Raw genomic sequence first — 26,626 nt, 5'->3', positions numbered from 1 at the left:
TTTGTCAAATAATTTATCATAAAATCTTAGATAAATTATATCATTTTAAGAAGGTATGTTTAATAAATTTTGTCTAGGTGAGTGGTGGCAGTATAGTAAAAGCAAGCCAATCATCCCAATAGAAAATAGTGCAAACTATAAAATTTTTATATTTTGTTATATATCTAACTATTCCAATCAATATGCAACCAATAGCAAAACTAGTTGAATAATATATAAAAACAGTAATTGCTCCAATAATCAAAATTCTACTATTTTTTGTACTTTATTACATATCATCATAAAGGTATTTCTTTGCATAAGACTATAGGGGCTGGCATCAGAATTTGCATAATAGGAGTTATGACCGCTAACATAATAGCAAAATATATTGCCGTGTAAATGCAAATTGTAATCAAATCTTTTCTTTGTAAATTTTTAGCCATTTTATGTCTCCTATCAATAGCTGAAACTCTCGGCTAATTGTGTTTTTTCCAAAAGATTTCTATATACATTTGAATTTTTAATGAGCTCATTATGACTTCCGGTTTGTTCTACATATCCATTATCAATTACTACAATATTATCTACATTCTCTATGGATTTTAGTCTATGTGATATGATAATAACCGTCTTATTTTTAATAAGTTCAATTAAGCTTTGTTGTATTTTTTGCTCGTTATCCACATCTAAACTCGCTGAAATTTCGTCTAATATCAAGATGGGAGTATTTTTAAGAAATGCTCTGGCAATAGAAAGACGCTGCCTTTCTCCGCCTGAAAGTTCAGCACCATTTTCTCCAATTACGGTATCAAATCCATTTGGTAAGCGATCGATAAAGTCCATACAATTTGCTAACTTCGCGGCATACTTCACTTCTTCGTCTGTTGCTGTGATTTTCCCAAGTCTGATATTTTCAAGAATAGTGGTGTTAAATAAAGTAACATCTTGAAACACAATGGATACTTGTTTAAATAGTGAATCAGTAGAAATACTCTTAATATCTTTTCCTCCAACTAATATGTTTCCGTCATCATAATCATATAGTCTAGAAATTAGTCGTAGTATGGATGTTTTCCCAGATCCTGAAGTACCAACAAGTGCTGTTATCTCACCTTGCTTTGCTAAAAAACTAATGTCATGTAGTACTTGCGTGTCCTTGTCGTAGGCAAATGATACGTTTTTAAATTCAATATCGTAATTAGAGATTTGAGCATCCTTACCCTCTTGTAAAACAGTTTCTTTAATCTCTCTAATACGTTGAATTGCTGGATCAATATAGTACATTTCCATTGTTCCCTCTTTTGAGATATCAAATAGTTCTTTAATTTTGATTGCCCCAATGATATATCCAAGCAAATAAAGAAGTGTTATTTCATTTTTAAGCATTAATGCAATGCCGACTATAATAACTACTGCAACACTTATGAAAGAAAAAAGAGAGGATATTCCCATAAGAATAACTGATCCCGCTTCAACTTTTAAATGAATCTTTTCGCTTTCTTCCATTTGTTTATAAAGACTTTGCTTCATTTCTTCTGATAAATTAAAGCTACTGATTTCCTGCTGTAATTCAATGGTTTCCTGAAAACTTTCTGAAGTATCTCTTAATACACTATAATATTTATTGTTTTCACTTATTCGATTCTTCTTTGCCAATGGGAAAGATAGAAAGCTAATTAGTGTTGGAATGATTGTAGCAAGTCCCATTTTCCAATTTCCTATTAGCATAATTATGCCCATAAGTGGGAAGAATATCCACATTCCTATAACCTTTGGTATGGAATGACTCATAGCATGCTCTATTCTTTCAACATCAGCCATAATGGTCTGAGAAAGATCGGATAAATCATGTTTGGAGAAATACTCAATAGGTAGTTCTGATAGCGTCTCTGAAATATCAATTCTTAAATTGGCGGACTCCTTATAGGTTGCTTTATACAAATTTACATATTCCTTCGATAAAACAAAATACATTAAAATAAGCGTTATAACTGAAGCAATAATATAAAAAGACAAGCTTTTTATATTATTGAAAACCAATTGGTCGACAAGAGTCATAAGTATAAATACTGGTAGCATATTAACGCAAAAGGATAAAAAACAAGACCATGTAGCCTTTACAAGATTTTTTGCGCCTTGATCGGTCAAACAAAAACGCTTTTTATAATAATTAGTCATTGACTACCCTCCAATCATTTGCGCTTTTATAAAGCTTAAAGAGTCTGCTATATAATCCTTTATTTTCCAGAAGATAATTGCCATCTCCCCGTTCAACGATTTGGCCATTCTCTAACACAAGTATTTCATCAACTGATTGAATGCTGCTTAATCTGTGGGCTATCATAATCACGGTTTTATCTTTCATAAGATTCTTAAAGGCTTTTTGCAGTTCATATTCATTTTCTGCATCAATAGAAGCACTGGCTTCATCCATGATGACAATATTTGATTTTTTAAGAATTGCTCTAGCGATTGCAATTCTCTGCTTTTCTCCTCCAGAAAGATATATACCTTTAGATCCTATAATGGTATTTTCTCTATCCTTAAACTTAGCTATTATTTCATCACATCCAGCTAATTTCATTGCATTTTTAACTTCTTCCCTAGTGGCATCTCGATTTGCCAGTGCCACATTTTCATAAATGGATCTTTTAAATAGCTTGCTATCTTGAAAGACAAATGAAATAGCCTTTATAATCGCTTCTTTGCTGTAGGTTTCTAGCGGATACCCGCCAATTTTAATAGCGCCTTTGTCAACCTTATAAAATCCAGACAAGAGCTTGGCTATGGTTGACTTTCCAGACCCTGAATGTCCTACTAAAGCATAACTTTTTCCTTCATCAAGATAAAAAGACATATCATCAAGAACTTTGTTGTTCTTATAAGAAAACGTAACATGATCAAACTCTATGTCAAAATGATCAAAAACATCTCTTTTGCCATAAGTAAGTTTATCTTCTTGCATCTTGTTATATAATTCTTCCAGACTATCAACTGCGTAATTTGCATTAAAAAGATTCATGCTTGCCCACATGATTTTCATGAAGGAAACCATAATTATACCGCTTAAAAACAAAATCATAATCAGTTCAACTGCAATGGTCTTAGGGGCATTTAATCCTGTTAAAAAGAAGCTTAGCGGTATGGCTAAAATAGCAATTAATCCTAAAAAAATCCACTGATAGATAACATATGCTTTTTTGCAGCTAATTGTATAATTATAGGAATACTTGGAGTAGTCTGTAATTGCCTTATACAATACCTTAAAAGACTGTAGCTTCGTTCCAAAAATTTTAACAACTTGCATTCCTCTTATATATTCAACCGTTTCAGAACTAAGCTTATCCAGAGATGATTGGTATAACTTCATAAACTCACCATTTCCCATCATTCCTTTTAGTATGAATGCGCATACTACAGTTAACAATAAAATGATTATCCCAACTCTATAACTAATAATAAATGAAAGAATAACAGATAATAATGGAACTAAAACAGCTTGTGAATTATCAGGAAGCATATGTGCTACAGCTGTATGTGTTTTTGTGGCATTGTCATCAATTGTTTTTCTAACATAACCCGAAGAATTTAAATCGAAGAATCTGAAACTTGAATTCAGTAGTCCATCTATTCCTTTTTTTCTTAAAACAGTTTCTAGTCTAAATGCAAATTTATGTGATAAAAGTCCAGCGATAAAATATAGTATCGCACTAATTGTCAAATATAAAACAATTTGCATCGCATAATGTCTTGCCTGTTCAAAATCAGAAACAATAATAACTTCTCTTAAAAATTGATATATTAAATAGTAACCATATACCATAAGTACAGCCGAAATAGCCGACACGATTATTGCCATATATCCACTTCCCAGATCATTGGGCATATATTTGAAAAGCTTTTTATATACTTTCATTAGCTTATCCTTGTTTTTAATCTCTTATTATTTTTTTAGATTAAGATATAATCATTTACTTAATAAAGCTTTTATTTTTAAAATAACGCCTTAGCCTCGACTGAACAAAAGACTCATATCTATACCAACATAAGCGTGTGTAGTAAAAAACTAAAACACATAATCAAGAATAGCCATTATCCCCAAAATCTTTATGCATGATATCTATGAATTTGAAATTTAATTCACTATCTATTTTCTTAATTCTTCATTCCTTGCAATGCATTGTAAAAGTATCGAAAACAGTACCTTGAAATCATTATCATTTAAAACCCACTAATGGATATTGAACAAACCCATCAAAATTCTTAGTTAAATTCCCTAGTGTTTCATCTGCATAATCTAAACCATCAGACATAATGTCATAAATACTTTTGTAATAATGATAAACTACACTTGTTGGTATACCAGATTTCTCTATGATTTCGTCCATGGTATTATTTTCATACCTTTTTCAAAATGGTACTTTTGTAACTTCCTAAATTTGATGTCTTCCCTCTTTTTTTCTTATCGACTATTTTACCCATGAATATGATAGCATAACCTAAGCCAATTTGTCAATAATCATTATCAATTAGGTTACGATCTATATTTTGATCTAATTACATAGACGCCTGTTTTTAAGATGTGTTATAATGAATATAGGAGATGTTAAGACAATGAAAGATAATAGATTATTTGGGATACTATATTACATTTTAGAAAAAGAAAAAGTTACGGCAAACGAGCTTGCAGATAAATTTGGGGTATCGGTTAGAACAATTTATCGAGATATTGACTCTATTAGCAGTGCTGGTATTCCTATCTATGCGTTGCAAGGAAAAGGTGGTGGAATAGAAATTGCCAAAGATTTTGTGCTTAATAAATCACTACTGTCTGAAAATGAGAAACAACAAATTATGTCTGCTCTTCAAGGAATAAATACTACGACAAAACAATGTGAAAACGAGCTTCTTACAAAACTTTCCGCACTCTTTAAAATAAAAAGCACTAATTGGATAGAAGTTGATTTTAATAATTGGCAAAACAATAAGCTGTATAAAAGAACATTTAATGATATTAAATCTGCTATTTTAAATAAAAATATTATTTCATTTTCATATTTTAGTAGCACTAGAGAAAAAACAAGCAGAAGTGTTAAGCCTGTGAGATTACTTTTCAAGAGTCAGGATTGGTATCTATATGCCTTGTGTTTGCTTAGAAATGATTTTAGATATTTCAAATTGTCCCGGATAAAGAATTTAGAAATTCATACTGAAAATTTTGACGATAGCTTTGAAGATGTGATACTCAAAAAAGAAATGCCATATGAGAATACAGTACATATAAAAGTTAAGTTTGATCGTAAAGTTGCCTTTCGAGTATATGATGAATTAAACGGAGAAATTACAGAAGATAATGATGGAAATTTATATACTGAAATAGAAATACCGAATGACTATAACTTATATAACTATATTTTTTCATTTGGAGATGGGGTAGAAGTATTGGAACCTGAAGAAGTTAGAATGCAAATCAAAAAAATGATAAATAAGATGGCAGAAAAATATATAACATGACAAATGGTGTCAAGTATAATGAGGTATAATTATCTTAAATAAAGATAGGAGGAATAAAAAATGGATAAGAAGTATTGTCGGTGTTGTGCTATGCCTATAGAAGAGGGAACATATCTTTATGGGACAAATTCGGATGGAAGCGTAAATGAAGATTATTGTAAATATTGCTTTGAGAAAGGCGAATTTACTTTCAAAGGTACAATGGAAGAAATGATTGAGATATGTGTTCCTCATGTGGTTGAAGCCAATAAAGATATGAATGAAGATAGTGCAAGAAAAATGATGATGGAGTTTTTCCCAACTCTAAAAAGATGGAAGGAGTAAAGTGCTATGCCAAGAGCAACGACAAAAAATGATTTAATAACTGCTGCTAAGGAAAATTATGAAAAGTTAAATTTGCTTATTTCAAATATGACTGAGAAAGAGTTAAATACACCTTTTGATTTTTCAAAAGATGAAAAGAAAAAAGAAGCTCATTGGGAAAGAGATAAAAACTTAAGAGATGTTTTAATCCATCTCTATGAATGGCATCAACTTATTTTGAACTGGGTACATTCCAATCAAAAGGGAGAAGAAAAACCATTTTTGCCTGAACCATATAATTGGAAAACTTATGGAGATATGAATGTAGAATTTTGGAAGAAACATCAAAAAACTTCTCTTAAGGAAGCTATAAACCTGTTTAATAAATCTCATATTAATGTATTAAAATTAGTTCAAAAATTTACGAGCGAAGAATTGTTTTCCAAAGGCGTCTATGCATGGACAGCGGGAAGTACACTTGGTTCGTACTTTGTAAGTGCAACCGCAAGTCATTATGTTTGGGCTATGAAAAAGTTAAAGGCCCATAAGAAAAATTGTAAGTCAAGAAAATCAGAATAGGACAGTAAAGTGCATTTTGCAAAAGTAAAAGGAATACTTTCTTCAAAGAATGGAATAAATTTATTTAGAGGCTGCACTCATGGATGTATTTATTGCGACTCAAGAAGTAAATGCTATCAGATGAGCCATGAATTTGAAGATATAGAAGTAAAAGAAAATGGGATCAGCCTTTTAGAAGAAAGTTTAAAGCGAAAGCGAAAAAAATGTATGATAGGCTTAGGTTCTATGACTGATCCATATATTCATGAAGAATTAAGACTAAATTACACAAGAAAAGCTCTTGAACTTATAAATAGATATGGTTTTGGTCTAACCCTTATGACAAAGTCAGATAATGTTTTAAGAGACTTGGATTTATTCAAAGAAATAAATTCAAAAACAAAATGTGTAATTCAAATGACACTAACGACTTATGATGAAGAACTTTGCAAAAAGATAGAACCTCATGTTTCAACAACAAAAGAAAGAGTTGAGACATTAAAAATTTTGCGTGATGAGAGAATACCAACAGTAGTTTGGCTAACTCCTATACTGCCGTTTATTAACGATACAAAAGAAAGCATTATTGGCATTTTAAATTATTGCAAGGAAGCAAAAGTATTTGGAATAATATGCTTTGGTATGGGGCTTACACTTAGAGAGGGAAACAGAGAATTTTTTTATTTGCAGTTAGATAAAAAATTTCCAAAGCTAAAAGAGCAATACATAAGAGACTATGGAAATAATTATATAGCAAATAGCAAAAACAGTAGAAAGTTAATGAGCTTATTTCATGAATTCTGTGAACACAATAATATAGTTCATGACAACGACATTATATTTAATTATCTCAATGCATTTGAAAGGAAGGAAAGTTCAAAGCAGTTTAGTTTATTTAATGAAATCTGACTAAAGGAATTGCATACTTATAAAAGTTGCAAAATGAACTATCTCAAACATCTCTTGTAGTTATTGCCAATGAAGTTATAAAACTAGCTAAGAAAACCCAAAAGAGTTTAGATAAGATAAATACAACTATAAACTTATAAACTTATAAACTAGATAATGAGCTTGGGAAGAGATATAGTTTTGCAAAACTTGCTTTTAGTAATATTGTATTATCTTGGTTATAAATTTTTTAAGTTTAAAAATATAAAAAGATGTTAAAATATTAAATTATATTATTTTAAAACAAGAGAGTTATGTATGAATGGTGAAAAAATTCTTATAGTTGATGATAATAAAACTTTGGCTAAACTTATTGCTAGAAAAATGCAAAATAGCGTTAATTTAGGCGTAGATGTTGCTTATGATTTTGCTGAAGCAAAAGAGCTTATAGAAGAAAACGATAACTATTTTCTTGCCTTACTTGATTTAAATTTGCCAGATGCACCAAATGGAGAGATAGTTGATTATGCTATTTCAAAAGGTATTTTGGTTATTGTTTTAACTGGTAGCACTGATGAACAAACTAAAAAAGCTTTTATAGAAAAAAATATAGTTGACTATGTTTTTAAGGGTGATAAACACAATGTAGATTATATTTTTGAGGTAGTAAATAGACTTTATAGAAATAGACAGTATAAAGTTATGGTAGTTGAGGATTCTATACCAACTAGAAATTCTATCAAAGCTATATTGACTTCTCAGCTTTTTAAAGTTTATGCAGCAGCTCATGGTGAAGAGGCAATAGGATATTTTGAGACAAATCCAGATATTAAAATGGTTTTAACTGATTATAATATGCCTGTTATGGATGGAATGGAACTTACTAAAAACCTTAGAGAAAAACATGATAAAAATTCACTTATAATAATAGCCCTAACATCCGATAGTAATGTCGCATCAGATTTTCTTAAGCGTGGAGTAAATGATTTTATAACAAAACCTTTTAGTAAAGATGAACTTATTTGTAGGATAAATAATAACCTTGATAATATAGAAAATGTATATAAAATTTTAGATTTAGCACATAAAGATTTTTTAACTGGCCTTTTTAATAGAAGATATTTTTATAATAATATGGAAACATACAGAAGAGATTTTCCACTCCAAAATTTTTGTGTAGCGATGATAGATATTGACCATTTTAAAAAAGTAAATGATACTTATGGTCATGATGGCGGAGATTTAGTTATAAAAAATTTAGCAAATGTGCTTTTAGACAATACAAAAGGAAGCGATTTGTTAGCAAGATTTGGTGGAGAAGAATTTTGCGTTGTTTTAAAAGACATTACTCAAGAAGATGCGGCTAAAATATTTGTAAAAATTCGTGCAGTTGTTGCATCTCAAGTTGTGAAAATTAAAGATCATGAGGTAAGATATACTGTATCTATAGGTTTTTGTACTAATGATGAAGAATTGGATATAGATGAGCTTATAAATAAGGCAGATGAGGCTTTATATAGAGCTAAAGATGGCGGTAGAAATAGGGTAGAAATGGTATGATAATAGATACCCATTGTCATTTAGACGATAGCTCTTTTGATGAAGATTTGGATTGCGTTATAAAAAGAGCAGTTGATAATGGAATAAAAAGTATAATTATACCAGGGGCAGATTTACAAGATCTTCCAAAGGCTAGAAACATAGCTCATAAGTATGAAAATATTTTTTTTGCTGCTGGTGTTCATCCATACCATATAGATAATTTTGATATTAAAATTTTAAGAGATTTTTTGACAGATAGTAAATGCATAGCTATTGGTGAATGTGGTTTGGATTATTTTAGGCTATCAAAAAACGAGCAAGAAAAAGAAGAGATTAAATCTTCTCAAATGAAGTGTTTTAGGGAACAAATAGAGCTTTCTTTAGAATTAGACAAGCCTTTAATTATTCATGCAAGAGAGGCCAATGAGGATATTTACAAAACTTTGCTACAATACAAAGTTAGTTTAAAAAAAGTAGTTTTACACTGTTTTAATGCCTCCCCACTTTTGCTATCATTGGCTAAATACGGGGTATATTTTGGAATAGGTGGCGTTTTAACATTTAAAAATGCTAAAAATTTGGTTGGGATTTTAAGCGAGATTCCGCTTGAAAATTTATTGATAGAAACAGATGCGCCATATTTGACGCCAGAACCCTATAGGGGAAGTAGAAACGAGCCAGTTTATACAAAATATGTAGCAAATAAAATGGCTGAAATTTTAAATATGGATGTAAACGATATAGAAGAAATTACAACTAAAAATTCAAAAGAACTATTTAAAGAATTAAATAGTGTAGTATAAGTATAAGGAGAATCATGAAAAACGTAGTGGCAATACTATTATGTTTTATTTTTACGACCCAGCTATTTGGTTATACAGCAAAAAATAGCTATACAAGTCAAATCAAAGTTCTTAGAGAACTTGATATTGATACAAGATATGCAAGCGACCCAATTTTTTTATCTATTAAAGAAAATATTACAACAAGCGACAAAAAAGAATTTATAGACACAATTCAAGACGGATATAGTTATATACCAATGCTTAAGAAAATCATAGATGATGCCGATATCCCACACGCTTTTTTATATCTTGCTATGATAGAATCAGGGCTTTCAAATCATGCTAAATCAAATGCAAGTGCGGTTGGTATGTGGCAATTTATGCAAGAAACCGCAAGACTTTATGGTTTAAAGATTGATAAATATGTAGATGAAAGAAAAGATCCTATAGCTTCTACAAAAGCTGCTATTTCTTACCTTAAAGACTTAAAGGGAAAATTTGGCAAATGGTATTTAGCTATAATGGCTTATAACTGCGGCGAAGGAAGGCTTGCAAGGGCTATAAACGCGGCTGGAACAAATGATTTATCTACTTTGCTTGATCCACAAAAAAAATATATACCATTAGAAACTAGAACATTTGTAAGAAAAATTCTTTCAGCCACATACATAGCAGAGGATAATGATTTTATAATATCAAATAACTCTGCATTGCTAAATAGGCCAAATAAAATAAATGTTACAAAGGTGGTTGTACCCGGTGGAACTCAATTAGGTCAAATTAGCGATAGCATCGGCCTTAGTTTAAATAAGATTAAAGTTTATAATCCCCACCTAAAGCAAGATATGACACCACCAAATACAAAAAATTACTATGTTTATATACCAGCAAATAAGCAAGGGTTGTTTGCTAATAATTTTGATCCAAAAAAACAGATCAAAAAAAATATTTATATAGTAAAAAATGGTGATACATTAGGACATATTGCAAATAAATTTGGCACAGATTCTGCTACTATAAAAGAATTAAACTCTTTAAAATCAGATAAATTGGCTTTAAATCAAGAACTTTTTATTCCAAATGTTAGCTCTATTAAAATCTCAAAAGAGCAAATAAAAAAAGATTATATTATAGAGCAAGGTGATACGCTATCTGGAATAGCCAAGAAATTTTCTGTCAGCGTAGCAAATTTAAAAAGTGCAAATAATATGACAAATGCAAATTTACGCATTGGAGAAAAAATTGTTATACCATAAATATTCACTTATAAGTGCATTTGTATGTTTGGTGTTTAGTGGCTGTTCTTTAGGTGCGCCTATAGTCTCTCCATCAAGAAATGATAATGGAATTATCATAAATTCTCCAAGTATGCATAGTGCCACCATGAGACCTTATAAAGTAAATGGTAAAACATATTATCCAACAGTTGTAAATGTTGGAGATATAGCAAGTGGAATAGCAAGCTGGTATGGTCCAGATTTTCATGGCAAAAAAACATCAAATGGCGAGATTTATGATATGCATGGCTTAACTGCAGCTCATAAAACTCTTCCAATGAATACAGTTGTAAAAGTTACAAATCTAAACAACTCTAAAGAAGTTATAGTTAGGATAAATGATAGAGGTCCTTTTGTTCAAGATAGAATAATAGATCTTTCAAAAAGTGCGGCAAATAAAATAAACCTAATAGGAACCGGCACTGCTCCAGTTAAAGTTCAGGTTATAGGATTTAATGGTGCTATTAATTCGACATCAACTCCAACTCCAGTAACATATGCTGGCGGAACTTTCATGGTTCAAATAGGAGCATTTAGAAATATAGATGGCGCAAGAATCTATGAGAAGAATTATCATGGATCTGACGGATATAAAACAGTTGTAAAAACTTATAGACTAGATAACAAACCTATTCATAGGGTATTCTTAACTGGATTTAGAAGCGAAGATGAGGCAAGAGATTACGCTCAATCTGGTAAAATAGATGGAGCATTTATAGTTAGAGAATAGAGTAAAAATGATAAAAAAATCAAGAAAAACAAAAGAAACAGATATAAGTATAGAGCTTGAAATTTATGGAAGTGGTAAATACGAAATAGATACAGGCATAGGTTTTTTTGATCATATGTTAAGTTCTTTTGCAAAGCATTCATTGTTTGATTTGAAAATTAAGTCAATTGGAGATTTGGATGTAGATTTTCATCATAGCGTAGAAGATGTAGGAATTTTATTAGGCGAATGTATTAAACAAACCATTTATCCTTTGCATGGCGTTGAGAGATTTGGCGATAGTGTAGTTACAATGGATGAAGCAGCTGTTAGTGTGGCAATAGATCTTTGCAATAGATTTTATATAGTCTATGATAATATAGATAGTGGTAAAGTTGGAGAGTTTGATATAGAGCTAGTAAGTGAGTTTTTTAGAGCATTAAGTTTAAATGCTAGTATGAATTTACATATAATAAAACTAAGAGGAAATAACGCTCACCATATTATCGAAGCTACTTTTAAAGCTGTTGCAGTTGCATTAAGAAGAGCTCTTTGTAAAAATGATAGGGTAGAAATTCCTAGCACAAAAGGTGTTTTATGATAGAGATTATTTTTTTAGATGTTGATGGTTGTTTAACAGATGGAAAGATAATTTACTCTCCAAATGGAGAGATAAAAGAATTTGATGTAAAAGATGGTTTTGGAATAGAAGGTTGGTTAAAACTTGGTAAAAAAGTAGCAATCATAACCAAAAGAAATTCACAAAGAGTTGAAGAAAGAGCAAAAGACTTAAAGATATCTTATGTTTTTCAAGGCGTTAAGGATAAACTTAAAACAGCACAGGAAATTTTAGAAAAAGAAAATTTAGATTTTGAACATGCTGCTGCTATAGGTGATGATTATAATGATCAAATTTTATTAAATAAAGTTAAAAGAAGTTTTAAGCCAAATGATGCGACTCTTGATGTAGATGTTCAGACTAAATTAAGTAAAAATGGTGGAAACGGCGCAGTAAGAGAGATGATAGAAATTCTTATGAGAGAAAATGACATTTTTGAAGATTGGAAAAAAGTTTGGTAATAAAAATATTTTATTTTGTTATAGCTCTTTTTAGTGTTTCTATGGCAGTTATTGCTTTTCAAAGCCCATACTTAAGTCAAATTTCTAAAATAGATGTTAATATTGCTGATATGCAGATGAATGGTATAAAAAACTATGAAATAAATGTTAATGGTACAAATGGGTATTATGAGGCAAAAAATGCTCTTAGGATTGGAGAGGGTGATTACTTCTATGAATTCAAAGGTAAATTTTATAGAGGTGATAATACTATTCACAATCTTCGTTCTGATGAGGGAATTTACAAAAAAAATGAAATTATTTTTAAAAAAAATGCCTTTTATGAAAATAGTGATAATTTAGATTTTTCATCGCAAGAAATTATTTATGATATCAAAAATGCTACCTTAAGAAGCGATACTGATTTTGTTGCTACACAAAATAAGGATAAAATTATAGGTAAAAGTGTAAAATACGATACAAAAAATAAGCAAATTTATGCAAAAGGTGTTCATTCATGGGTAGATATAGAATCAAAATAGTTTTCTTTCTTCTTATGTTTTCTTCAGTTTTATTTGCTGAGCAAGTTGAAGTTACTGCAGATAATTTTTTCGCAGATGAAAAAAATCTTTATAGTGATTTAAAAGGAAATGTTGTTGTTAAAAAGGGATCTTATGATACTTTGTGGGCAGATAATGTAAGAATAACATTTAATGACAAAAAAGAGCCAACAAAATATGTGGCAAATGGAAATGCAAAATTTAAAGTTTTGGTTAATGAAAAACACTATAATGGAAATGCTGATGAGCTAACATATATACCTCAAAAACAAATTTATATAATGACGGGTAATGCGTTCTTACACGAAGAAGAAACTGATAAAAAAGTTTATGGCAATGTTATAGAGGTAAATCAGATAAGTGGAACTTATCAAGTTCAAAGCAAGGATAAAAAACCAGTTAGGATGATTTTTCAAGTTGAGGATAAAAAGTGATAAAAGTAGCTAATGCTAAATTTATTACTTCTTCACCAAATTTAGATAATTCTCCAGAGTTTGCCATAAGTGAAGTTGTTTTTTTGGGTCGTTCAAATGTAGGTAAAAGTAGTCTTATAAATGCGATTGCCGATATGAAATCTCTTGCAAAAAGCTCTTCAACTCCTGGTAAAACTCGCCTTATCAATTTTTTTGACATATCTTTTATAAAAGATGATGGTAAGTTTGATCTGATATTTGTGGATTTACCTGGTTTTGGTTATGCTAAGGTATCCAAAAGTGAACAAGAAATTTGGAAAAAAAACTTAGATAAATTTCTTAAATTCAGGACATCCATAAGACTTTTTATACATCTTGTGGACTCTAGGCATATTGGATTAGAATCTGATGTAAATTTAAAAAATTATATAAACGAATTTAAAAGAGCTGACCAAGAAGTTATAACGATTTATACAAAATGCGATAAACTAAATCAAAGCGAAAGAAGTATGATTCTAAAGCAAGATAAAGATGCGCATCTTGTATCTGTTTTAAAAAATAGTGGTATAAATGAAGCTAGAGAAATTATCATAAATAGGAGTTTTGGTTTATGATAACATACAAAAAAGCCACTTTAAAAGATATTTCTAGTATGCAAGAGCTTATAAAAAATGAAGTTGAAAAGGGCACTATACTTCCAAGAAATAGTGATGAGGTTGCCACAAATATCAGATCATATACAGTTGCTTTTTATAGTGAAAAATTAACAGGCCATGCAGCTCTTCATATACATAGTGATTTTTTGGCAGAAGTAAGAAGTTTGGTTGTGTCAAAAGATTATAGAAATAAAGGTGTTGGAAGCGAAATAGTAAAAAAACTTCTTGAAGAGGCAAAATTTTATGGCATTAAAGATGTCATAACTCTTACTTACAGAGATAAGTTTTTTATAAATTTAGGTTTTAAAATTATAGACAAATCAGAAATTCCTATGCAAAAAATTTGGGCTGATTGTATCAAATGCAAACATTTTCCTATATGCGACGAAATAGCTCTTATTTATCAAGTATAAAATATGCAATTAGCGTTTTAACGCTTTTTATATATCAAATTTTTACAGTTATAATGCCTCTTCCACCACTTATAGGTGTGGTTTTTTGTTATATGATAATAATACTTTTAAAAAAAGAAAAAACACTTGGGGGTTTTAATAAAGATTGGTATGTTTGTATAGCTTATCTATTTTTCATAGAACAAATTCATGGATTTTATTTATTCTCGATTTTGATAGCATTTTTGCTTTTTTATAACTTTTTTTTAGATTGGCTACTTGTCAATATGAAATATAGATTTTTTGTTTTAATTATTATTACTATAAGTGCATATATATCTGTATTTTTAATAAATCAACTTTTTGTTTATATGCAAAATAGCGATGAGTTTTTTCATTTTGATAGAGAGTTCTTAATTTTTATGACCGTTGAATCACTTATCTCAATACTATTATTTCGCGAGAAAATTTTATGAGAATGAGGTTGATTTTTGGTTTTATAACCATATTTTGGATAATTTTATTAACAAGAATATATTATCTTTCTATAAAATCGAATAAATATTATGAAGAAATAGCAGAACAAAATGCTGTTAAAACAGAATTAATTGCTCCAGTTAGGGGAAATATTTATGATGTAAAAGGAAGACCGCTAGCTGTCAATAGACTTGGTTTTTCTATATCAATAAAACCTCACATGAGCAATAAAGAAGAAATTTTAAATGAAGAGATATCTAATGTGGTTTCTTTATTTAAGGATTTAAATGCAACAAAAATCAAAAAAGATTATCAAAAAAATGATTCACCTTACAATCAAGATTTTATTGAAGTAGTTGATTTTATAGATTATGAAGCAATGTTACCTAATTTCGCAAAACTTATATTAAGAGAAAATTTATTAATAAAACCAGCTTCTAAAAGACATTATCCAAACGATAATGTAGCATCGCACGTTATAGGATATGTTGGCAGGGCAAATTTGGATGATTATAATAATGATCCTATGACAAAATTAACTAATTATACTGGAAGAAGTGGGGTTGAAAGATATTATAATTCCATTTTACAAGGTATAAGCGGAGAAAGAAAAACAAAAGTTACAGCACTAAACAAAGAAGTAGAAGAAATTTCATATACAAAACCAAGAAGTCAGGATATAAAACTTACAATAGATCTTGATTTACAAAAGTATATTTATGAAAATTTTGAGCACAGAGCTGGAGCGATAGTCGTGATGGATTTAACTGACGGCTCTATATTATCTGCTATAAGTTTTCCTGAGTATGATTTAAATCCTTTTGTTACTGGTATTAGTTATGAACAGTGGAACGAGATAGTAAATAGTCTAGATCATCCATTTACAAACAAACTTGTAAACGGACTTTATCCACCAGCATCAACTATAAAAATGGCATCTGCTATGGCGTTTTTAGATAGCGGAAAAATGAGTAAAGAAGATGGGTTTTTTTGTAGTGGCAGTTTTGAGCTTGGAGGTCGAAAATTTAGATGTTGGAAAAAAATAGGGCATGGATTTATGAATTTAAACGATGCTATAAAAAACAGCTGTGACGATTATTTTTATAAAGGAAGTTTTAAGGTGGGTATTGATGCTATGATTCCAATGTATGAGAAATTTGGATTTGGATACAAAACAAATGTCGATTTGCCAAATGAATTTGTTGGAACAGTGCCAAGCAGAAGCTGGAAAAAACAAAAAACTGGAGAACCTTGGTATCAAGGTGATACTCTCATTACTTCTATTGGACAAGGAAGTTTTCTAGTAACTCCTATGCAGATGGCAAAATATATAGGTGCTCTTGCTACCAATAAAAACCTTACTCCGCATTTTTTAGATTCTATAAACGATAAAAAAGCCGAATTTACTCCAAGTGATTTTTTTATAGATCCAAATAGGATACAAAATTTAGCATATATAAAAAAGGCAATGAAAGATGTTGCAAATAGTGAGGGTGGAACAGCTCTTAGGGTTTTATCAGAAAGTAATGTAACTATAGGAAGTAAAACAGGAACAGCACAAGTTGTAGGTATTTCTCAAAGCGAAAAAGTTCGTATGAAAGAAGCTGATATGGAGTATTATCAGCGTTCTCATGCTTGGATGGCTAGCTTTGGTCCATATGAAAATCCAAAATACGCAGTAATTGTATTGGTAGAACATGGTCAAAGTGGCGGTAGGGCAGCTGGACCAATAACTGTTAAAATTTTTAATAAACTAATAGAAATGGGTTATATAGATCAACAATTTTTAAAGAAAAATCAAAAAAAATAATCTTAAATTTCTAAGTTTTATCTGATTAAAACAAATTTTAGTGTAAAATAATAAGCTTTAATATAATTTTTTAGGAAAAAATATGGATATCAGAAAAGAATTTTTGGATTATTTTACAAACAAAGGGCATGAGGTAATACCAAGTTCGCCTCTTGTGCCAGATGATGCAACACTTCTTTTTACAAATGCAGGAATGGTGCCATTTAAAAGCATATTTACAGGCGAAGTTCCTAGGCCAAATCCGCCGATACGTACAAGTTGTCAAACATGTATAAGAGCGGGCGGTAAACATAACGATTTAGATAATGTAGGTTATACTGCAAGACACCATACTTTTTTTGAAATGCTAGGAAATTTTAGTTTTGGAGAATACTTTAAAAAAGAAGCTATCCCATATGCATGGGAGTTTATAACCGAGATTTTAAAACTTTCAAAAGATAAACTTTATGTAACTGTTCATGAAAAAGATGATGAAGCTTATGAAATTTGGTCACAATATATACAAAAAGAAAGAATTTATAAATTTGGAGATAAAGATAATTTCTGGGCTATGGGTGAAACTGGGCCATGCGGACCATGTAGTGAGATTTTTTATGATCAAGGCACAGAGCATTTTAATACAGATGAAGATTATATGGGTGGTGATGGTGATAGATTTTTAGAGATTTGGAATCTTGTTTTTATGCAGTTTGAGCGTTCATCTGATGGCTCTTTAAAGCCTTTGCCAAAACCAAGTATTGATACTGGCATGGGACTAGAAAGAATTACAGCTATAAAAGAGGGTGTATTTAGTAACTATGACACATCTATATTTATGCCTATTATAAATGAAGTTGCAGTACTTTGTGGTAAAAAATATGAGTACAAAAGTGGTGCAAGTTACCGGGTTATAAGTGATCATATAAGATCAGTTGTGTTTTTACTTGCACAAGGCGTAAATTTTGATAAAGAAGGTAGAGGATATGTCTTAAGACGTATCATGAGAAGAGCTTTAAGGCATGGGTACCTTCTTGGTATAAAAGAGCCTTTTATGTATAAGCTTGTAGATATTGTTGTTTCATTGATGGGTGAACATTATTTATATCTAAAAGATAAAAAAGAAATCGTAAAAGAACAAATAAAGCTTGAAGAAGAGAGATTTCTTTCAACTATAGCATCTGGACTTGAGCTATTTAACGATGAGCTTAAAAATACAAAAGATATTTTTAGTGGTGAAATTGCATTTAAGCTATACGATACTTACGGCTTTCCATTAGATCTTACTGTAGATATGCTAAGAGAAAAGCATATAAGTGTCGATGAAAAAAAATTTGATGAGCTTATGAGCGAGCAAAGAAAAAAAGCTAAAGCTAGTTGGAAAGGAAGTGGCGATAAAGTTACTGAAAGTGGAGATTTTAAAACCTTACTTGAGAAATTTGGGCCAAATAACTTTGTTGGCTACGAAACCAAAGAAAATAAAACTGAGATTTTAGCTTTACTTGATGAAAATTTTAAACTCGTAAAAGAACTAGATTCTAATACAAGTGGCTGGGCTATGCTTAAAGAAACTCCATTTTATGCGCAAAGTGGCGGACAGTGTGGAGATATCGGAACTATAAATACGAAAAATACAGTTGTAGAAACTCAAAAATTCTTTGGATTAAACTTGAGTTTGGTAAAAGTTGGAGATAGATTAAAAACAGGTGATATAGCAGAGTGCAAGATTGATGATATAAGAGATGAAATAGCAAGGCATCACAGTGCAACGCATCTTCTTCATGCTGCACTAAAAAAGGTTTTGGGAAATCATGTTGCACAAGCTGGAAGCAGTGTTGAAGCCACTAGACTTAGATTTGACTTTTCACATCCAAAAGCCATGAGTAGTGACGAGATAAGACAAGTTGAAGATATGGTAAACTCTGTCATAGCTTCTGGAAGTGAAGTAAAAACTCAGATAATGGATATAGAAGATGCTAAAAAAACTGGAGCCATGGCCCTTTTTGGTGAAAAATATGATCAAAAAGTAAGAGTGCTTAGTATGGGAGAGTTTAGTAAAGAGCTTTGTGGAGGAACACATGTTAAAAATATTAATGAAATTGGAATGTTTTTAATAGTCAAAGAAAGTGGCGTAAGTGCAGGAGTTAGAAGAATAGAAGCTATTTGTTCAAAAAGTGCTTTAGAGTTTGTAAAGAAATTAAGAAAAGACTATATGGACATATGCGAGGCTTTAAAATCAACATCCCCGTTAGTTGCTATTGAAAAGCAAAAATATGAGATAAAAGCTCTTAAAAGTAAAATGAATTCCATTGCAAATTCAAGTGCTTTAGAAGTAGCTTATGTAAACGATATAAAAGTTATAGTAAGTGAATTTGATGGTGATATAAAAGAAAAAATAGATGAGATAAAAAACCAGCATGAAAAAGTGGTAATCTTACTTGGAAACAAAAAAGATGAAAAAATAAATATAGCAGCGGGTGTGAAAAATGCTCCTATAAAGGCAGGAGAGCTCGTTAAGAATGTAGCTCAAATTTTAGGAGGCGGAGGTGGAGGTCGTGATGACTTTGCAACTGCAGGTGGAAAAGATATTTCCAAATTGGACGAAGCATATGAATATGCAAAAAAATTTATAAAAGAGAAATTAGGTTGATAGATATAGCTTTTGCCAAAATAGAAAATTTAGTTCCTTTTTTGCACATTTTAGGAGTTGCTATATTATTGGGAGCTAACATAAATGCATGCCTTATGGCTAGATTTGTTTTTAAAAGAATTGTTGTAAGCGAAGATAATATAGACTTTATTTTTGCTTCTATAAATAGACTTGCTGTGATTTTGATTTCTTCAATGTTGCTCATTTTTATAAGTGGGTCTATATTGATGGAAAAAAATGTAATAAAAATGGCAGACCCTATGTTAGAAGCGATTATTTGTACCAAGATTGCAGTTTTTCTTTTTGTTTCTATAAATACAGTTTATATGGGATTTAGATATAAAAAAGCAAGAGATGCTAAAAAAAATCAAGACTTTTTAGAAGCGAGAGAAAATTTAGTAATCATTTTACGTTATTTTATACCACTAAATATCGTTTGTCTGTGCTTCTCGATTTTTTTGGGAATAAATTTTAGGAATTTTTGATGTTAACACTTGTATCATCTTCTCAAACAAGGGCTGAAATTTTAAAAGAAAATGGAATTGAGTTTAATCAGATTAAGCTTAATTTTAAAGAAGACGTTTTTAAAGACCATAGTCCTTATAAGTATGTCCTAGAAGTTGTAAAATCTAAACAAAAAGAATTTATAGAAGCAAATTTAAGTGCAAAAAATATTTTGTTTGCAGATAGTATAGTTAGCGTTAATGGCAAAACTTTTGGTAAAGCAAAGAATGAGAATGAAGCTAGGGAAATGCTACTTGAGCAAAGTGGAAACATTACAAGTGTTTTTAGTGCAATGCTATTTTGTGGTGAAAATTTTGAAATAATTAGTGTAAATGAGACTAAATTTAGATTTTATGATTTTAAAAAAGATGATATAAATGAGTATTTGCAAAGCAATAAATGGCGAGGAAAAGCAGGTGCTATGATGATAGAGGGATTTAATAAAAAATATATCAAAGATTACTCTGGATATTTAAGTAACGCAAGGGGTCTTTGTGTGGAAATTTTAAAGGCATTTTTATGAAATATATTTTTAGTTTTTTGTTTATTTGTTTTATTGCTATAGCTATTTTTGTTGGAAAACTATATAGTGATATACATTTTGAGGCATATAATATAATTGATTATAATCCAAGACTTACAACTCAAGTTTATGATAGAAATGGTGAGCTTATAGCAAATATTTTTGATGATGAAAATAGACTATATGTACCATATAAAGATATTCCAGGTAAAATCATAGAAGCTCTTGTTGCGATAGAAGATACGGCATTTTTCGAGCATGAGGGTATAAATATAGAAGCTATTTTTAGAGCATTAGTAAAAGACTTAAAAGCTATGAAGCTAGTAGAAGGAGCTTCTACTATAACTCAGCAACTAATAAAAAATGTAGCTCTTAGTCCAGAAAAAAAGCTTATAAGAAAGATTAAAGAAGCAGTACTTGCTTATGAGGTAGAAAGTAAATTAACAAAAGAGGAAATTTTAGAAAGATACTTAAATCATGTGTATTTTGGACATGGGTATTATGGTATCAAAACTGCTGCAAATGGTTATTTTAGAAAAACTTTAGATGAATTAACATTAAAAGAGATTGCTATGCTAGTTGGTATGCCAAAAGCTCCAAGTGCATATGATCCTACAAAACATCTAGATTTAGCTCTTTCTCGTGCGAACAGTGTAGTTGGTAGAATGAATGATTTGGGATGGATAAATAAAAATGAGTATGAAATAGCCATAGCAGAAGAGCCAGTGGTTTATGATGATACTCTTAGTAGAAACAAAGCTCCTTATGTTGTAGATGAGATTATAAAAGAGGCGTCTTCATATTTTGCAGATATTAAAACCGGTGGTTATATTATACAAACTAGCATTGATTTAAAACTTCAAGAAAAAGCGGTTGAGGCTCTTAAGTTTGGTTATAATGAAATTTTAAAAAGAGATAAGGATGCAAATAGTACGGTTTTAAATGGTGCCATTATAGCAACTCATCCACAAAGTGGCGATATACTTGCTCTTGTTGGTGGTGTTGATTACAATAAAAGTAGCTATAACCGTGTTACTCAAACTGCAAGACAGTTAGGCTCTAGCTTTAAACCTTTTATATATCAAATAGCTTTAAATTTAGGTTATTCTCCTATGAGTAAGATTGCCGATGTGGCAAGAGTATTTGAAAATGCAAATGCTGGAGAAGATTGGATACCTAGAAATTTTGGAGATAAATATAAGGGCTTTATAACATTAAAAGAAGCTTTAAGAGATTCAAGAAATCTTGCAACTATAAATTTGTTAAATCAAATAGGTCTTGATATAGCTTATAAAAAACTCAAAGATATTGGCTTTAAAGGAATAACACAAGATCTTTCAATTGCACTTGGTAGCTTTGGAATGTCTCCATTAGAATTTGCTAAGTTTTATTCGATATTTCCAAATTTTGGTGAAATGGTTGAGCCAAAGCTTATTAGAAAAGTTACAAACAAATTTGGTATAACTCAAATTTATGATTCAAAAAGAGAATTTGTTATGGAGCCTGAGCAAACTTACCTAATGGTCGATATGCTCCAAACTGTTGTAAATGAAGGAACTGGTAGAAGAGCTAAAGTTGATGGAGTGCAAATAGCTGGAAAGACTGGAACTACAAATAACAATATAGATGCTTGGTTTTGCGGCTTTTCTCCAGAGCTTGTAGTGCTTGTTTGGTATGGTAATGATAACAATACTCCTATGAAAAGAGTTGAGGGTGGGGCAAGAACATCAGCACCTGTGTTTCAAAAATTTGTCCAAGATTACAAGGAGTTAAATCCAGATATGCAGACTAAATTTATAAAGCCAGATGGTGTAAAAAGCATGATGTATCAGGGTAAAGAGAGTTTTTATACAGATAAATCTCCTCTTCCAAATTCATCTCAAATGGATAATTTACAAATGCAAGAAAATGAAGGTTTGATATTTTAAAATGATATATAAAGCTCTTTTAGGGCTTTTGTATCTATTATCGAGATAGAATCTTTGTTAATCTTTATAAATTTACTTTTTTTAAATTTAGATAAAATTCTAGAAAGTGTTTCTGGTGTTAAATTTAGCATTTTTGCAATTTGCACATTTTTAAGGATAGAAAAAATTTCTGTATTCTCTACTAACTGTTTTGCTACTTTTGCTTCAGCATTTAAAATGATTTCGCTATGTATTACCTCGTTCATTATTTTTAGCTTTTCGCCTAAGGATTTTATAAAAGCAATTGAAATATCAGGATCTGTTAAAAACTCTTTTTTAAAAAACTCATAATCAATTTTTAAAACTTCAGAATTACACATAAATTTAGCACTAGCTGGGTATGGAATATTTTCTAAATTTGCAACTTCTGCTATAAATGAAGGAGCTACAATATCGTGGATAAAAATTTCGCTTCCATTTTGTTTTGTTTTAAATAGGTGAACTTTGCCTTTTATAAGGAAGTGAAACCATTTTGGTTGCTCCCCTTCCATAAAAAGCAAATCATCAGTTTTGTATTTTTTAATAATACTTACATTTTCAAGTTTTTCTAGTTTTGTTTTTTGAATATATTTAAAAAAAGATATTTTTTCTAGCATTATTTTTTAAGTAAATCTCTAATCTCTCTAAGCAAAACAACTTCATCGCTTGGTTCTTTTTGTTTTTGTTGTCTAAATTTATTTATAGCTTTTATAGCCAAAAATATAGCAAATGCTATGATTAAAAAGTCAAATACAGTTTGTATAAAAGAGCCATAATTTAGTGTAACAGCAGGCGCATTTCCTATTGCTTCTTTTAGGACTATATGCATATGTGTAAAATTTACACCCCCAGTTAAGATGCCCATTATTGGCATTATTATATCCCCAACTAAAGATGACACAATTTTTCCAAATGCTGCACCTATAACAACACCAACTGCCATGTCTACCACATTGCCTTTCATGGCAAATTCTTTAAATTCCTTAATAAAACTCATTTTTTTTCCTTTATCTTTGAGATTTTTTGTGAACTTCATCTATAAAATATTTTGCATTCTCTACAGGAATATCTGGCAAAATTCCATGTCCAAGGTTAAAGATATGAGGTTTGTTATTCATAATGGATAAAATCTCATCAACACCTTTTGATATAGCTTCTTTGCTGTAAAGTCTACATGGCTCCATATTGCCTTGGAGTGTAAATTTAGAAGACAAAATATCTCTAGCACTTTTTAATGGAGTGCTCCAATCAACGCTAAAAACATCAAAATTTCCACTAACTTTGTGCAAGTAGCCGCTTATACCTTTTGGAAAAACAATAACTGCAATATGTGGATATTTTTGTTTTATGTAATTTGTTATTTCGTTTATATAGTTAAAGCCAAATTCAAAATATTCATCCATCTCAAGTACGCTTGCCCAACTATCAAAAATTTGCACTGCATTGGCACCAGCTTTTATTTGCTCTTCTAGGTATAATTTTAGTATCTGTGTTAATTTTGATAAAATTTGATGTAAAAACTCTGGATTTGTATATAGAAGTTTTTTACATATATTGTATGTTTTACTACCTTGTCCTTCTATCATATAGGTTGCTATAGTCCAAGGCGCTCCACAAAATCCTATAAGAGCTTTATCTTGAGAAAGATTATCTCTTGTTAATTTGATGGCATCGTAAACATAAGTTAGATTTTTTAATGCTTTATTTATATCTAGATTATTCAAATCTTCTTTATTTTGTATTTTTTTTTCAAAAACAGGACCTTCTCCAGCTTGGAAACTTAAGCTCATACCCATTTCAAGAGGAACAACCAAAATATCACTAAATATAATAGCAGCATCAACATTTAGTATATCAACGGGTTGTAAAGTAACTTCACTTGCTTTTTTATAATCTTTGCATAGTGATAAAAAATCACCAGCTTCTTTTCTAACCCTCATATATTCAGGTAGATATCTACCAGCCTGTCTCATCATCCAAACTGGAGTATATGGCGTTTGTTTTTTAAAACACGCATCAATAAAAATCATGAATTACCTTTTTGTTTTTATTATACTTGTTTTTGATAAATTTAATGTTTAAATATTTGGAAATTTGTATAAATTAAAGCTCGTTAAAGTTTTTGCCGCCAAATTTTAAAAGTGCGCTTCCCCATGTAAAGCCGCCACCAAATGCATCTAAGAGTAGTAAGTTTCCATTTTGTATTCTACCAGATTCATAAGCATCGTTAATGGCCATAGGAATAGATGCTGCGCTTGTATTGCCGTATTTATGGACAGTTATAACACTTTTATCATCTCCTAAATTTAGTCTTTCTGTGGCAGCATGAATTATGCGTAAATTTGCTTGATGAGGTATGAAAAAATCAATATCTTTGCTTGTTATATTATTTTTTTCTAAAATTTTAATAACATCTTTTGTAAGTGTATTTACGGCTATTTTAAAAACCTCATTACCTTTCATATGAATGAAATTTAATTTATTTTCTATAACATTTGTGCTTGTTGGGTTTTTGCTTCCACACCCAGGAATTATTAGGAGCTCATTTTTACTGCCGTCGCTTCCTAAATGAACATCAACTATTTCATTAGTATTTCTAGCTGATATCACGGCAGCTCCTGCTCCATCTCCAAACAATATGCAAGTTGTTCTATCGCTCCAGTCAATAAAAGAGCTAATTTTTTCAGCGCCAATTATCAAGATATTTTTTGCAGATCTGCTTTCTATAAAAGATTTTGCGATATTTAGTAGATATATAAAACCAGAACACGCAGCACTTATATCAAAAGCAGGAATATTTTTTAATCCAAGTTTTGAAGCTATTACGCAAGCAGTTGAAGGCATACATAGATAATCTGGTGTAAATGTAGCGCATATTATCATATCTATATCTTTTGTATTTAAACCAGAGCGATTTATAGCTATCATTGCAGCTTCATATCCTAGGTCTGATGTCGATAGACCCTCTGCTATTCTACGTTCTTTTATGCCTGTTCTTTTGGTAATCCATTCGTCAGTTGTTTCAACCATTTTTTCAAGATCGAAATTTGTTAGAATTTTTTTAGGGACATAAGCCCCTATCGATATCATTGAGGCTTTTATCATAATTATTGTTTTATAAATGTTGCGAGTTCATTTTCTATGCTGCTATTTATTTTAGAATCAGAAAATTTAATCGCTTGGAATATAGCGTTTTTTATAGCTTTTGGACTACTTTTTCCATGGCTTATAATAACACAATTTTTTACACCAATTAAAGGTGCTCCGCCATATTCGTCATAGTCAACTAACCTTTTTACATTTTTAAATACTTTTTTCATTAAAAGTGCGCCCAATACCGACACAAAAGACTTTTTAATATTTTGTTTAATCATTTTTATCATAGCACTAGCAATGCCCTCACTAGTCTTAAGAACTAAATTCCCAATGAATCCATCACATATGATAACATCTACGCTTCCATCAAAAATTTGTCCACCTTCAACATTCCCAATAAAAGAATCAAGCCTTTTTAAAAGAACAAAAGCTTCTTTGGTTACATCGTTTCCTTTGCCTTCTTCTTCACCATTGCTTAAAAGCCCAATACTTGGGTTTGTTATGCCTAGAATCTCTCTTGCGTAAGCTTCACCCATTACACCAAACTGAAAAAGATGTTCTGCCTTGCAATCAACATTTGCACCAACATCAAGCATAAGTGTTTTTTTATTATTTTGATTTGGCATAAGTGTAGCGATGCCAGGTCTAAGGACATTTTTTAATCTTCCTATTTTTAGAGTAGCTAAGCTCATTGTTGCCCCGCTATGACCAGCTGAAACAACAGCATCACATTCGCCATTTTTAAGAAGTTCTATTGCTTTATATACAGATGTTTCTTTATTTTTTATGGCATCTGTTGCATGTTCTGCCATAGAAAAAGTTTTATCAGCCTGTACATAGCTAATACTATCGGAAAGATGATTTGGTATGCTTTTTTTAATTTCTTCTACATTTCCAACCAAGATGGCCTTAAAACTTTTTTCTTCCAAAGCTTGTAAGACACCTTTTACAATTGGTTCGCATCCAAAATCACCACCCATAGCATCGATAGCAACGCGAATCATCT

Annotated in this window: 28 protein-coding genes; 20 read left to right on the top strand and 8 right to left on the bottom strand. The window is 30.6% G+C overall.

The genetic code is table 11. The features are described from left to right. Positions 1-438: 438 nt before the first annotated feature. The 3 genes from ACZ5VL_RS02220 to ACZ5VL_RS02210 all read right to left on the bottom strand — a co-directional run bounded on the left by ACZ5VL_RS02220 (position 439) and on the right by ACZ5VL_RS02210 (position 4,370). Positions 439-2,160: an ABC transporter ATP-binding protein gene (locus ACZ5VL_RS02220; RefSeq protein ID WP_464199521.1), complete on the bottom strand. Its 1,722-nt coding sequence runs from the start codon at positions 2,158-2,160 to the stop codon at positions 439-441. After that, positions 2,153-3,898, bottom strand: a complete 1,746-nt coding sequence (locus ACZ5VL_RS02215; RefSeq protein ID WP_464199519.1) for an ABC transporter ATP-binding protein — start codon at positions 3,896-3,898, stop codon at positions 2,153-2,155. Before ACZ5VL_RS02215 ends, ACZ5VL_RS02220 begins: the two co-directional genes overlap by 8 nt. 301 nt (positions 3,899-4,199) lie before the next feature. Further along, positions 4,200-4,370 carry a hypothetical protein gene (locus tag ACZ5VL_RS02210; protein WP_464199517.1) on the bottom strand — a complete coding sequence of 57 codons (171 nt, stop codon included), beginning with the start codon at positions 4,368-4,370 and terminating at the stop codon, positions 4,200-4,202. A gap of 226 nt (positions 4,371-4,596) precedes the next feature. Here ACZ5VL_RS02210 and ACZ5VL_RS02205 point away from each other — a divergent pair, with 226 nt between their 5' ends. The 20 genes from ACZ5VL_RS02205 (at position 4,597) to ACZ5VL_RS02110 (ending at position 22,506) form a co-directional block, all read left to right on the top strand. Beyond that, a complete protein-coding gene (locus tag ACZ5VL_RS02205) occupies positions 4,597-5,496 on the top strand; it encodes a helix-turn-helix transcriptional regulator (protein ID WP_464199515.1) in 900 nt (299 codons plus the stop codon). Between the two features lie 60 nt (positions 5,497-5,556). Further along, the gene (locus ACZ5VL_RS02200; protein WP_464199513.1) at positions 5,557-5,820 is read left to right on the top strand and encodes a zinc ribbon domain-containing protein; all 264 of its coding nucleotides are present in this window, start codon (positions 5,557-5,559) and stop codon (positions 5,818-5,820) included. A gap of 6 nt (positions 5,821-5,826) precedes the next feature. Then, positions 5,827-6,378, top strand: a complete 552-nt coding sequence (locus ACZ5VL_RS02195) for a ClbS/DfsB family four-helix bundle protein (RefSeq protein WP_464199511.1) — start codon at positions 5,827-5,829, stop codon at positions 6,376-6,378. Positions 6,379-6,387: 9 nt separating this feature from the next. Beyond that, complete coding sequence (locus tag ACZ5VL_RS02190; protein WP_464199509.1) at positions 6,388-7,266, top strand: SPL family radical SAM protein; 879 nt, start codon at positions 6,388-6,390, stop codon at positions 7,264-7,266. Positions 7,267-7,563: 297 nt separating this feature from the next. After that, positions 7,564-8,805, top strand: coding sequence for a diguanylate cyclase (locus ACZ5VL_RS02185; RefSeq protein ID WP_464199507.1), 1,242 nt, complete (start codon positions 7,564-7,566; stop codon positions 8,803-8,805). Further along, the gene (locus tag ACZ5VL_RS02180; protein WP_464199505.1) at positions 8,802-9,590 is read left to right on the top strand and encodes a TatD family hydrolase; all 789 of its coding nucleotides are present in this window, start codon (positions 8,802-8,804) and stop codon (positions 9,588-9,590) included. The genes ACZ5VL_RS02185 and ACZ5VL_RS02180 overlap by 4 nt, the downstream gene beginning before the upstream one ends. A 14-nt stretch (positions 9,591-9,604) precedes the next feature. After that, positions 9,605-10,828, top strand: coding sequence for a lytic transglycosylase domain-containing protein (locus ACZ5VL_RS02175; RefSeq protein ID WP_464199503.1), 1,224 nt, complete (start codon positions 9,605-9,607; stop codon positions 10,826-10,828). Then, a complete protein-coding gene (locus ACZ5VL_RS02170) occupies positions 10,815-11,579 on the top strand; it encodes a septal ring lytic transglycosylase RlpA family protein (protein WP_464199501.1) in 765 nt (254 codons plus the stop codon). The genes ACZ5VL_RS02175 and ACZ5VL_RS02170 overlap by 14 nt, the downstream gene beginning before the upstream one ends. Positions 11,580-11,586: 7 nt before the next feature. Further along, a complete protein-coding gene (gene hisB, locus ACZ5VL_RS02165; RefSeq protein WP_464199499.1) occupies positions 11,587-12,159 on the top strand; it encodes an imidazoleglycerol-phosphate dehydratase HisB in 573 nt (190 codons plus the stop codon). After that, a complete protein-coding gene (locus tag ACZ5VL_RS02160; protein WP_464199497.1) occupies positions 12,156-12,638 on the top strand; it encodes a KdsC family phosphatase in 483 nt (160 codons plus the stop codon). The genes hisB and ACZ5VL_RS02160 overlap by 4 nt, the downstream gene beginning before the upstream one ends. Next, entirely contained in the window at positions 12,632-13,159 is a 528-nt protein-coding gene (lptC, locus tag ACZ5VL_RS02155) for an LPS export ABC transporter periplasmic protein LptC (RefSeq protein ID WP_464199495.1), read from the top strand. Before ACZ5VL_RS02160 ends, lptC begins: the two co-directional genes overlap by 7 nt. Beyond that, on the top strand, positions 13,135-13,611 hold the full coding sequence (lptA, locus tag ACZ5VL_RS02150) for a lipopolysaccharide transport periplasmic protein LptA (RefSeq protein ID WP_464199493.1): 477 nt from the start codon (positions 13,135-13,137) through the stop codon (positions 13,609-13,611). The genes lptC and lptA overlap by 25 nt, the downstream gene beginning before the upstream one ends. After that, complete coding sequence (gene yihA / locus ACZ5VL_RS02145) at positions 13,608-14,204, top strand: ribosome biogenesis GTP-binding protein YihA/YsxC (RefSeq protein WP_464199491.1); 597 nt, start codon at positions 13,608-13,610, stop codon at positions 14,202-14,204. The genes lptA and yihA overlap by 4 nt, the downstream gene beginning before the upstream one ends. Beyond that, positions 14,201-14,659, top strand: a complete 459-nt coding sequence (locus ACZ5VL_RS02140; RefSeq protein ID WP_464199489.1) for an N-acetyltransferase — start codon at positions 14,201-14,203, stop codon at positions 14,657-14,659. Before yihA ends, ACZ5VL_RS02140 begins: the two co-directional genes overlap by 4 nt. Then, complete coding sequence (locus ACZ5VL_RS02135) at positions 14,608-15,114, top strand: hypothetical protein (protein WP_464199487.1); 507 nt, start codon at positions 14,608-14,610, stop codon at positions 15,112-15,114. The genes ACZ5VL_RS02140 and ACZ5VL_RS02135 overlap by 52 nt, the downstream gene beginning before the upstream one ends. Then, positions 15,111-16,925, top strand: coding sequence for a penicillin-binding protein 2 (gene mrdA, locus ACZ5VL_RS02130; RefSeq protein WP_464199485.1), 1,815 nt, complete (start codon positions 15,111-15,113; stop codon positions 16,923-16,925). Before ACZ5VL_RS02135 ends, mrdA begins: the two co-directional genes overlap by 4 nt. 82 nt (positions 16,926-17,007) lie before the next feature. Continuing rightward, the gene (alaS, locus tag ACZ5VL_RS02125; protein ID WP_464199483.1) at positions 17,008-19,551 is read left to right on the top strand and encodes an alanine--tRNA ligase; all 2,544 of its coding nucleotides are present in this window, start codon (positions 17,008-17,010) and stop codon (positions 19,549-19,551) included. Continuing rightward, complete coding sequence (locus tag ACZ5VL_RS02120) at positions 19,548-20,036, top strand: hypothetical protein (protein ID WP_464199481.1); 489 nt, start codon at positions 19,548-19,550, stop codon at positions 20,034-20,036. The genes alaS and ACZ5VL_RS02120 overlap by 4 nt, the downstream gene beginning before the upstream one ends. Further along, a complete protein-coding gene (maf, locus tag ACZ5VL_RS02115) occupies positions 20,036-20,578 on the top strand; it encodes a septum formation inhibitor Maf (RefSeq protein WP_464199479.1) in 543 nt (180 codons plus the stop codon). Before ACZ5VL_RS02120 ends, maf begins: the two co-directional genes overlap by 1 nt. Continuing rightward, entirely contained in the window at positions 20,575-22,506 is a 1,932-nt protein-coding gene (locus tag ACZ5VL_RS02110; protein WP_464199477.1) for a transglycosylase domain-containing protein, read from the top strand. The genes maf and ACZ5VL_RS02110 overlap by 4 nt, the downstream gene beginning before the upstream one ends. On the opposite strand, the gene ACZ5VL_RS02105 is transcribed toward ACZ5VL_RS02110, so the two are convergent. The 5 genes from ACZ5VL_RS02105 to plsX form a co-directional block, all read right to left on the bottom strand. After that, positions 22,503-23,141, bottom strand: a complete 639-nt coding sequence (locus tag ACZ5VL_RS02105) for a Crp/Fnr family transcriptional regulator (protein ID WP_464199475.1) — start codon at positions 23,139-23,141, stop codon at positions 22,503-22,505. The genes ACZ5VL_RS02110 and ACZ5VL_RS02105 overlap by 4 nt on opposite strands. Beyond that, positions 23,141-23,521 (bottom strand): large-conductance mechanosensitive channel protein MscL, encoded by a 381-nt coding sequence (gene mscL, locus ACZ5VL_RS02100; protein ID WP_464199474.1) that lies wholly within the window; start codon positions 23,519-23,521, stop codon positions 23,141-23,143. Before mscL ends, ACZ5VL_RS02105 begins: the two co-directional genes overlap by 1 nt. Positions 23,522-23,531: 10 nt before the next feature. Further along, positions 23,532-24,554 (bottom strand): uroporphyrinogen decarboxylase, encoded by a 1,023-nt coding sequence (gene hemE, locus ACZ5VL_RS02095; protein WP_464199473.1) that lies wholly within the window; start codon positions 24,552-24,554, stop codon positions 23,532-23,534. A 73-nt stretch (positions 24,555-24,627) separates the two neighbouring features. Beyond that, a complete protein-coding gene (locus tag ACZ5VL_RS02090; RefSeq protein ID WP_464199471.1) occupies positions 24,628-25,629 on the bottom strand; it encodes a beta-ketoacyl-ACP synthase III in 1,002 nt (333 codons plus the stop codon). Positions 25,630-25,631: 2 nt separating this feature from the next. Next, positions 25,632-26,624 (bottom strand): phosphate acyltransferase PlsX, encoded by a 993-nt coding sequence (gene plsX / locus ACZ5VL_RS02085; protein WP_464199469.1) that lies wholly within the window; start codon positions 26,622-26,624, stop codon positions 25,632-25,634. Between the last annotated feature and the right edge of the window lie 2 nt (positions 26,625-26,626).

It is taken from the genome of Campylobacter sp. GTC17093 (genome assembly GCF_055397635.1).
This window is presented reverse-complemented; position numbering and strand designations above follow the sequence as displayed.

Excerpts from the sequence above, each read along its gene's own strand:
- ACZ5VL_RS02220 (WP_464199521.1), bottom strand. The coding sequence starts at position 2,160 with ATGACTAATTATTATAAAAAGCGTTTTTGTTTGACCGATCAAGGCGCA.
- ACZ5VL_RS02215 (WP_464199519.1), bottom strand. The coding sequence starts at position 3,898 with ATGAAAGTATATAAAAAGCTTTTCAAATATATGCCCAATGATCTGGGA.
- ACZ5VL_RS02210 (WP_464199517.1), bottom strand. The coding sequence starts at position 4,370 with ATGGACGAAATCATAGAGAAATCTGGTATACCAACAAGTGTAGTTTAT.
- ACZ5VL_RS02205 (WP_464199515.1), top strand. The coding sequence starts at position 4,597 with ATGAAAGATAATAGATTATTTGGGATACTATATTACATTTTAGAAAAA.
- ACZ5VL_RS02200 (WP_464199513.1), top strand. The coding sequence starts at position 5,557 with ATGGATAAGAAGTATTGTCGGTGTTGTGCTATGCCTATAGAAGAGGGA.
- ACZ5VL_RS02195 (WP_464199511.1), top strand. The coding sequence starts at position 5,827 with ATGCCAAGAGCAACGACAAAAAATGATTTAATAACTGCTGCTAAGGAA.
- ACZ5VL_RS02185 (WP_464199507.1), top strand. The coding sequence starts at position 7,564 with ATGAATGGTGAAAAAATTCTTATAGTTGATGATAATAAAACTTTGGCT.
- ACZ5VL_RS02180 (WP_464199505.1), top strand. The coding sequence starts at position 8,802 with ATGATAATAGATACCCATTGTCATTTAGACGATAGCTCTTTTGATGAA.
- ACZ5VL_RS02175 (WP_464199503.1), top strand. The coding sequence starts at position 9,605 with ATGAAAAACGTAGTGGCAATACTATTATGTTTTATTTTTACGACCCAG.
- hisB (WP_464199499.1), top strand. The coding sequence starts at position 11,587 with ATGATAAAAAAATCAAGAAAAACAAAAGAAACAGATATAAGTATAGAG.
- ACZ5VL_RS02160 (WP_464199497.1), top strand. The coding sequence starts at position 12,156 with ATGATAGAGATTATTTTTTTAGATGTTGATGGTTGTTTAACAGATGGA.
- lptA (WP_464199493.1), top strand. The coding sequence starts at position 13,135 with ATGGGTAGATATAGAATCAAAATAGTTTTCTTTCTTCTTATGTTTTCT.
- ACZ5VL_RS02140 (WP_464199489.1), top strand. The coding sequence starts at position 14,201 with ATGATAACATACAAAAAAGCCACTTTAAAAGATATTTCTAGTATGCAA.
- ACZ5VL_RS02135 (WP_464199487.1), top strand. The coding sequence starts at position 14,608 with ATGCAAACATTTTCCTATATGCGACGAAATAGCTCTTATTTATCAAGT.
- mrdA (WP_464199485.1), top strand. The coding sequence starts at position 15,111 with ATGAGAATGAGGTTGATTTTTGGTTTTATAACCATATTTTGGATAATT.
- alaS (WP_464199483.1), top strand. The coding sequence starts at position 17,008 with ATGGATATCAGAAAAGAATTTTTGGATTATTTTACAAACAAAGGGCAT.
- maf (WP_464199479.1), top strand. The coding sequence starts at position 20,036 with ATGTTAACACTTGTATCATCTTCTCAAACAAGGGCTGAAATTTTAAAA.
- ACZ5VL_RS02110 (WP_464199477.1), top strand. The coding sequence starts at position 20,575 with ATGAAATATATTTTTAGTTTTTTGTTTATTTGTTTTATTGCTATAGCT.
- ACZ5VL_RS02105 (WP_464199475.1), bottom strand. The coding sequence starts at position 23,141 with ATGCTAGAAAAAATATCTTTTTTTAAATATATTCAAAAAACAAAACTA.
- mscL (WP_464199474.1), bottom strand. The coding sequence starts at position 23,521 with ATGAGTTTTATTAAGGAATTTAAAGAATTTGCCATGAAAGGCAATGTG.
- hemE (WP_464199473.1), bottom strand. The coding sequence starts at position 24,554 with ATGATTTTTATTGATGCGTGTTTTAAAAAACAAACGCCATATACTCCA.
- ACZ5VL_RS02090 (WP_464199471.1), bottom strand. The coding sequence starts at position 25,629 with ATGATAAAAGCCTCAATGATATCGATAGGGGCTTATGTCCCTAAAAAA.
- plsX (WP_464199469.1), bottom strand. The coding sequence starts at position 26,624 with ATGATTCGCGTTGCTATCGATGCTATGGGTGGTGATTTTGGATGCGAA.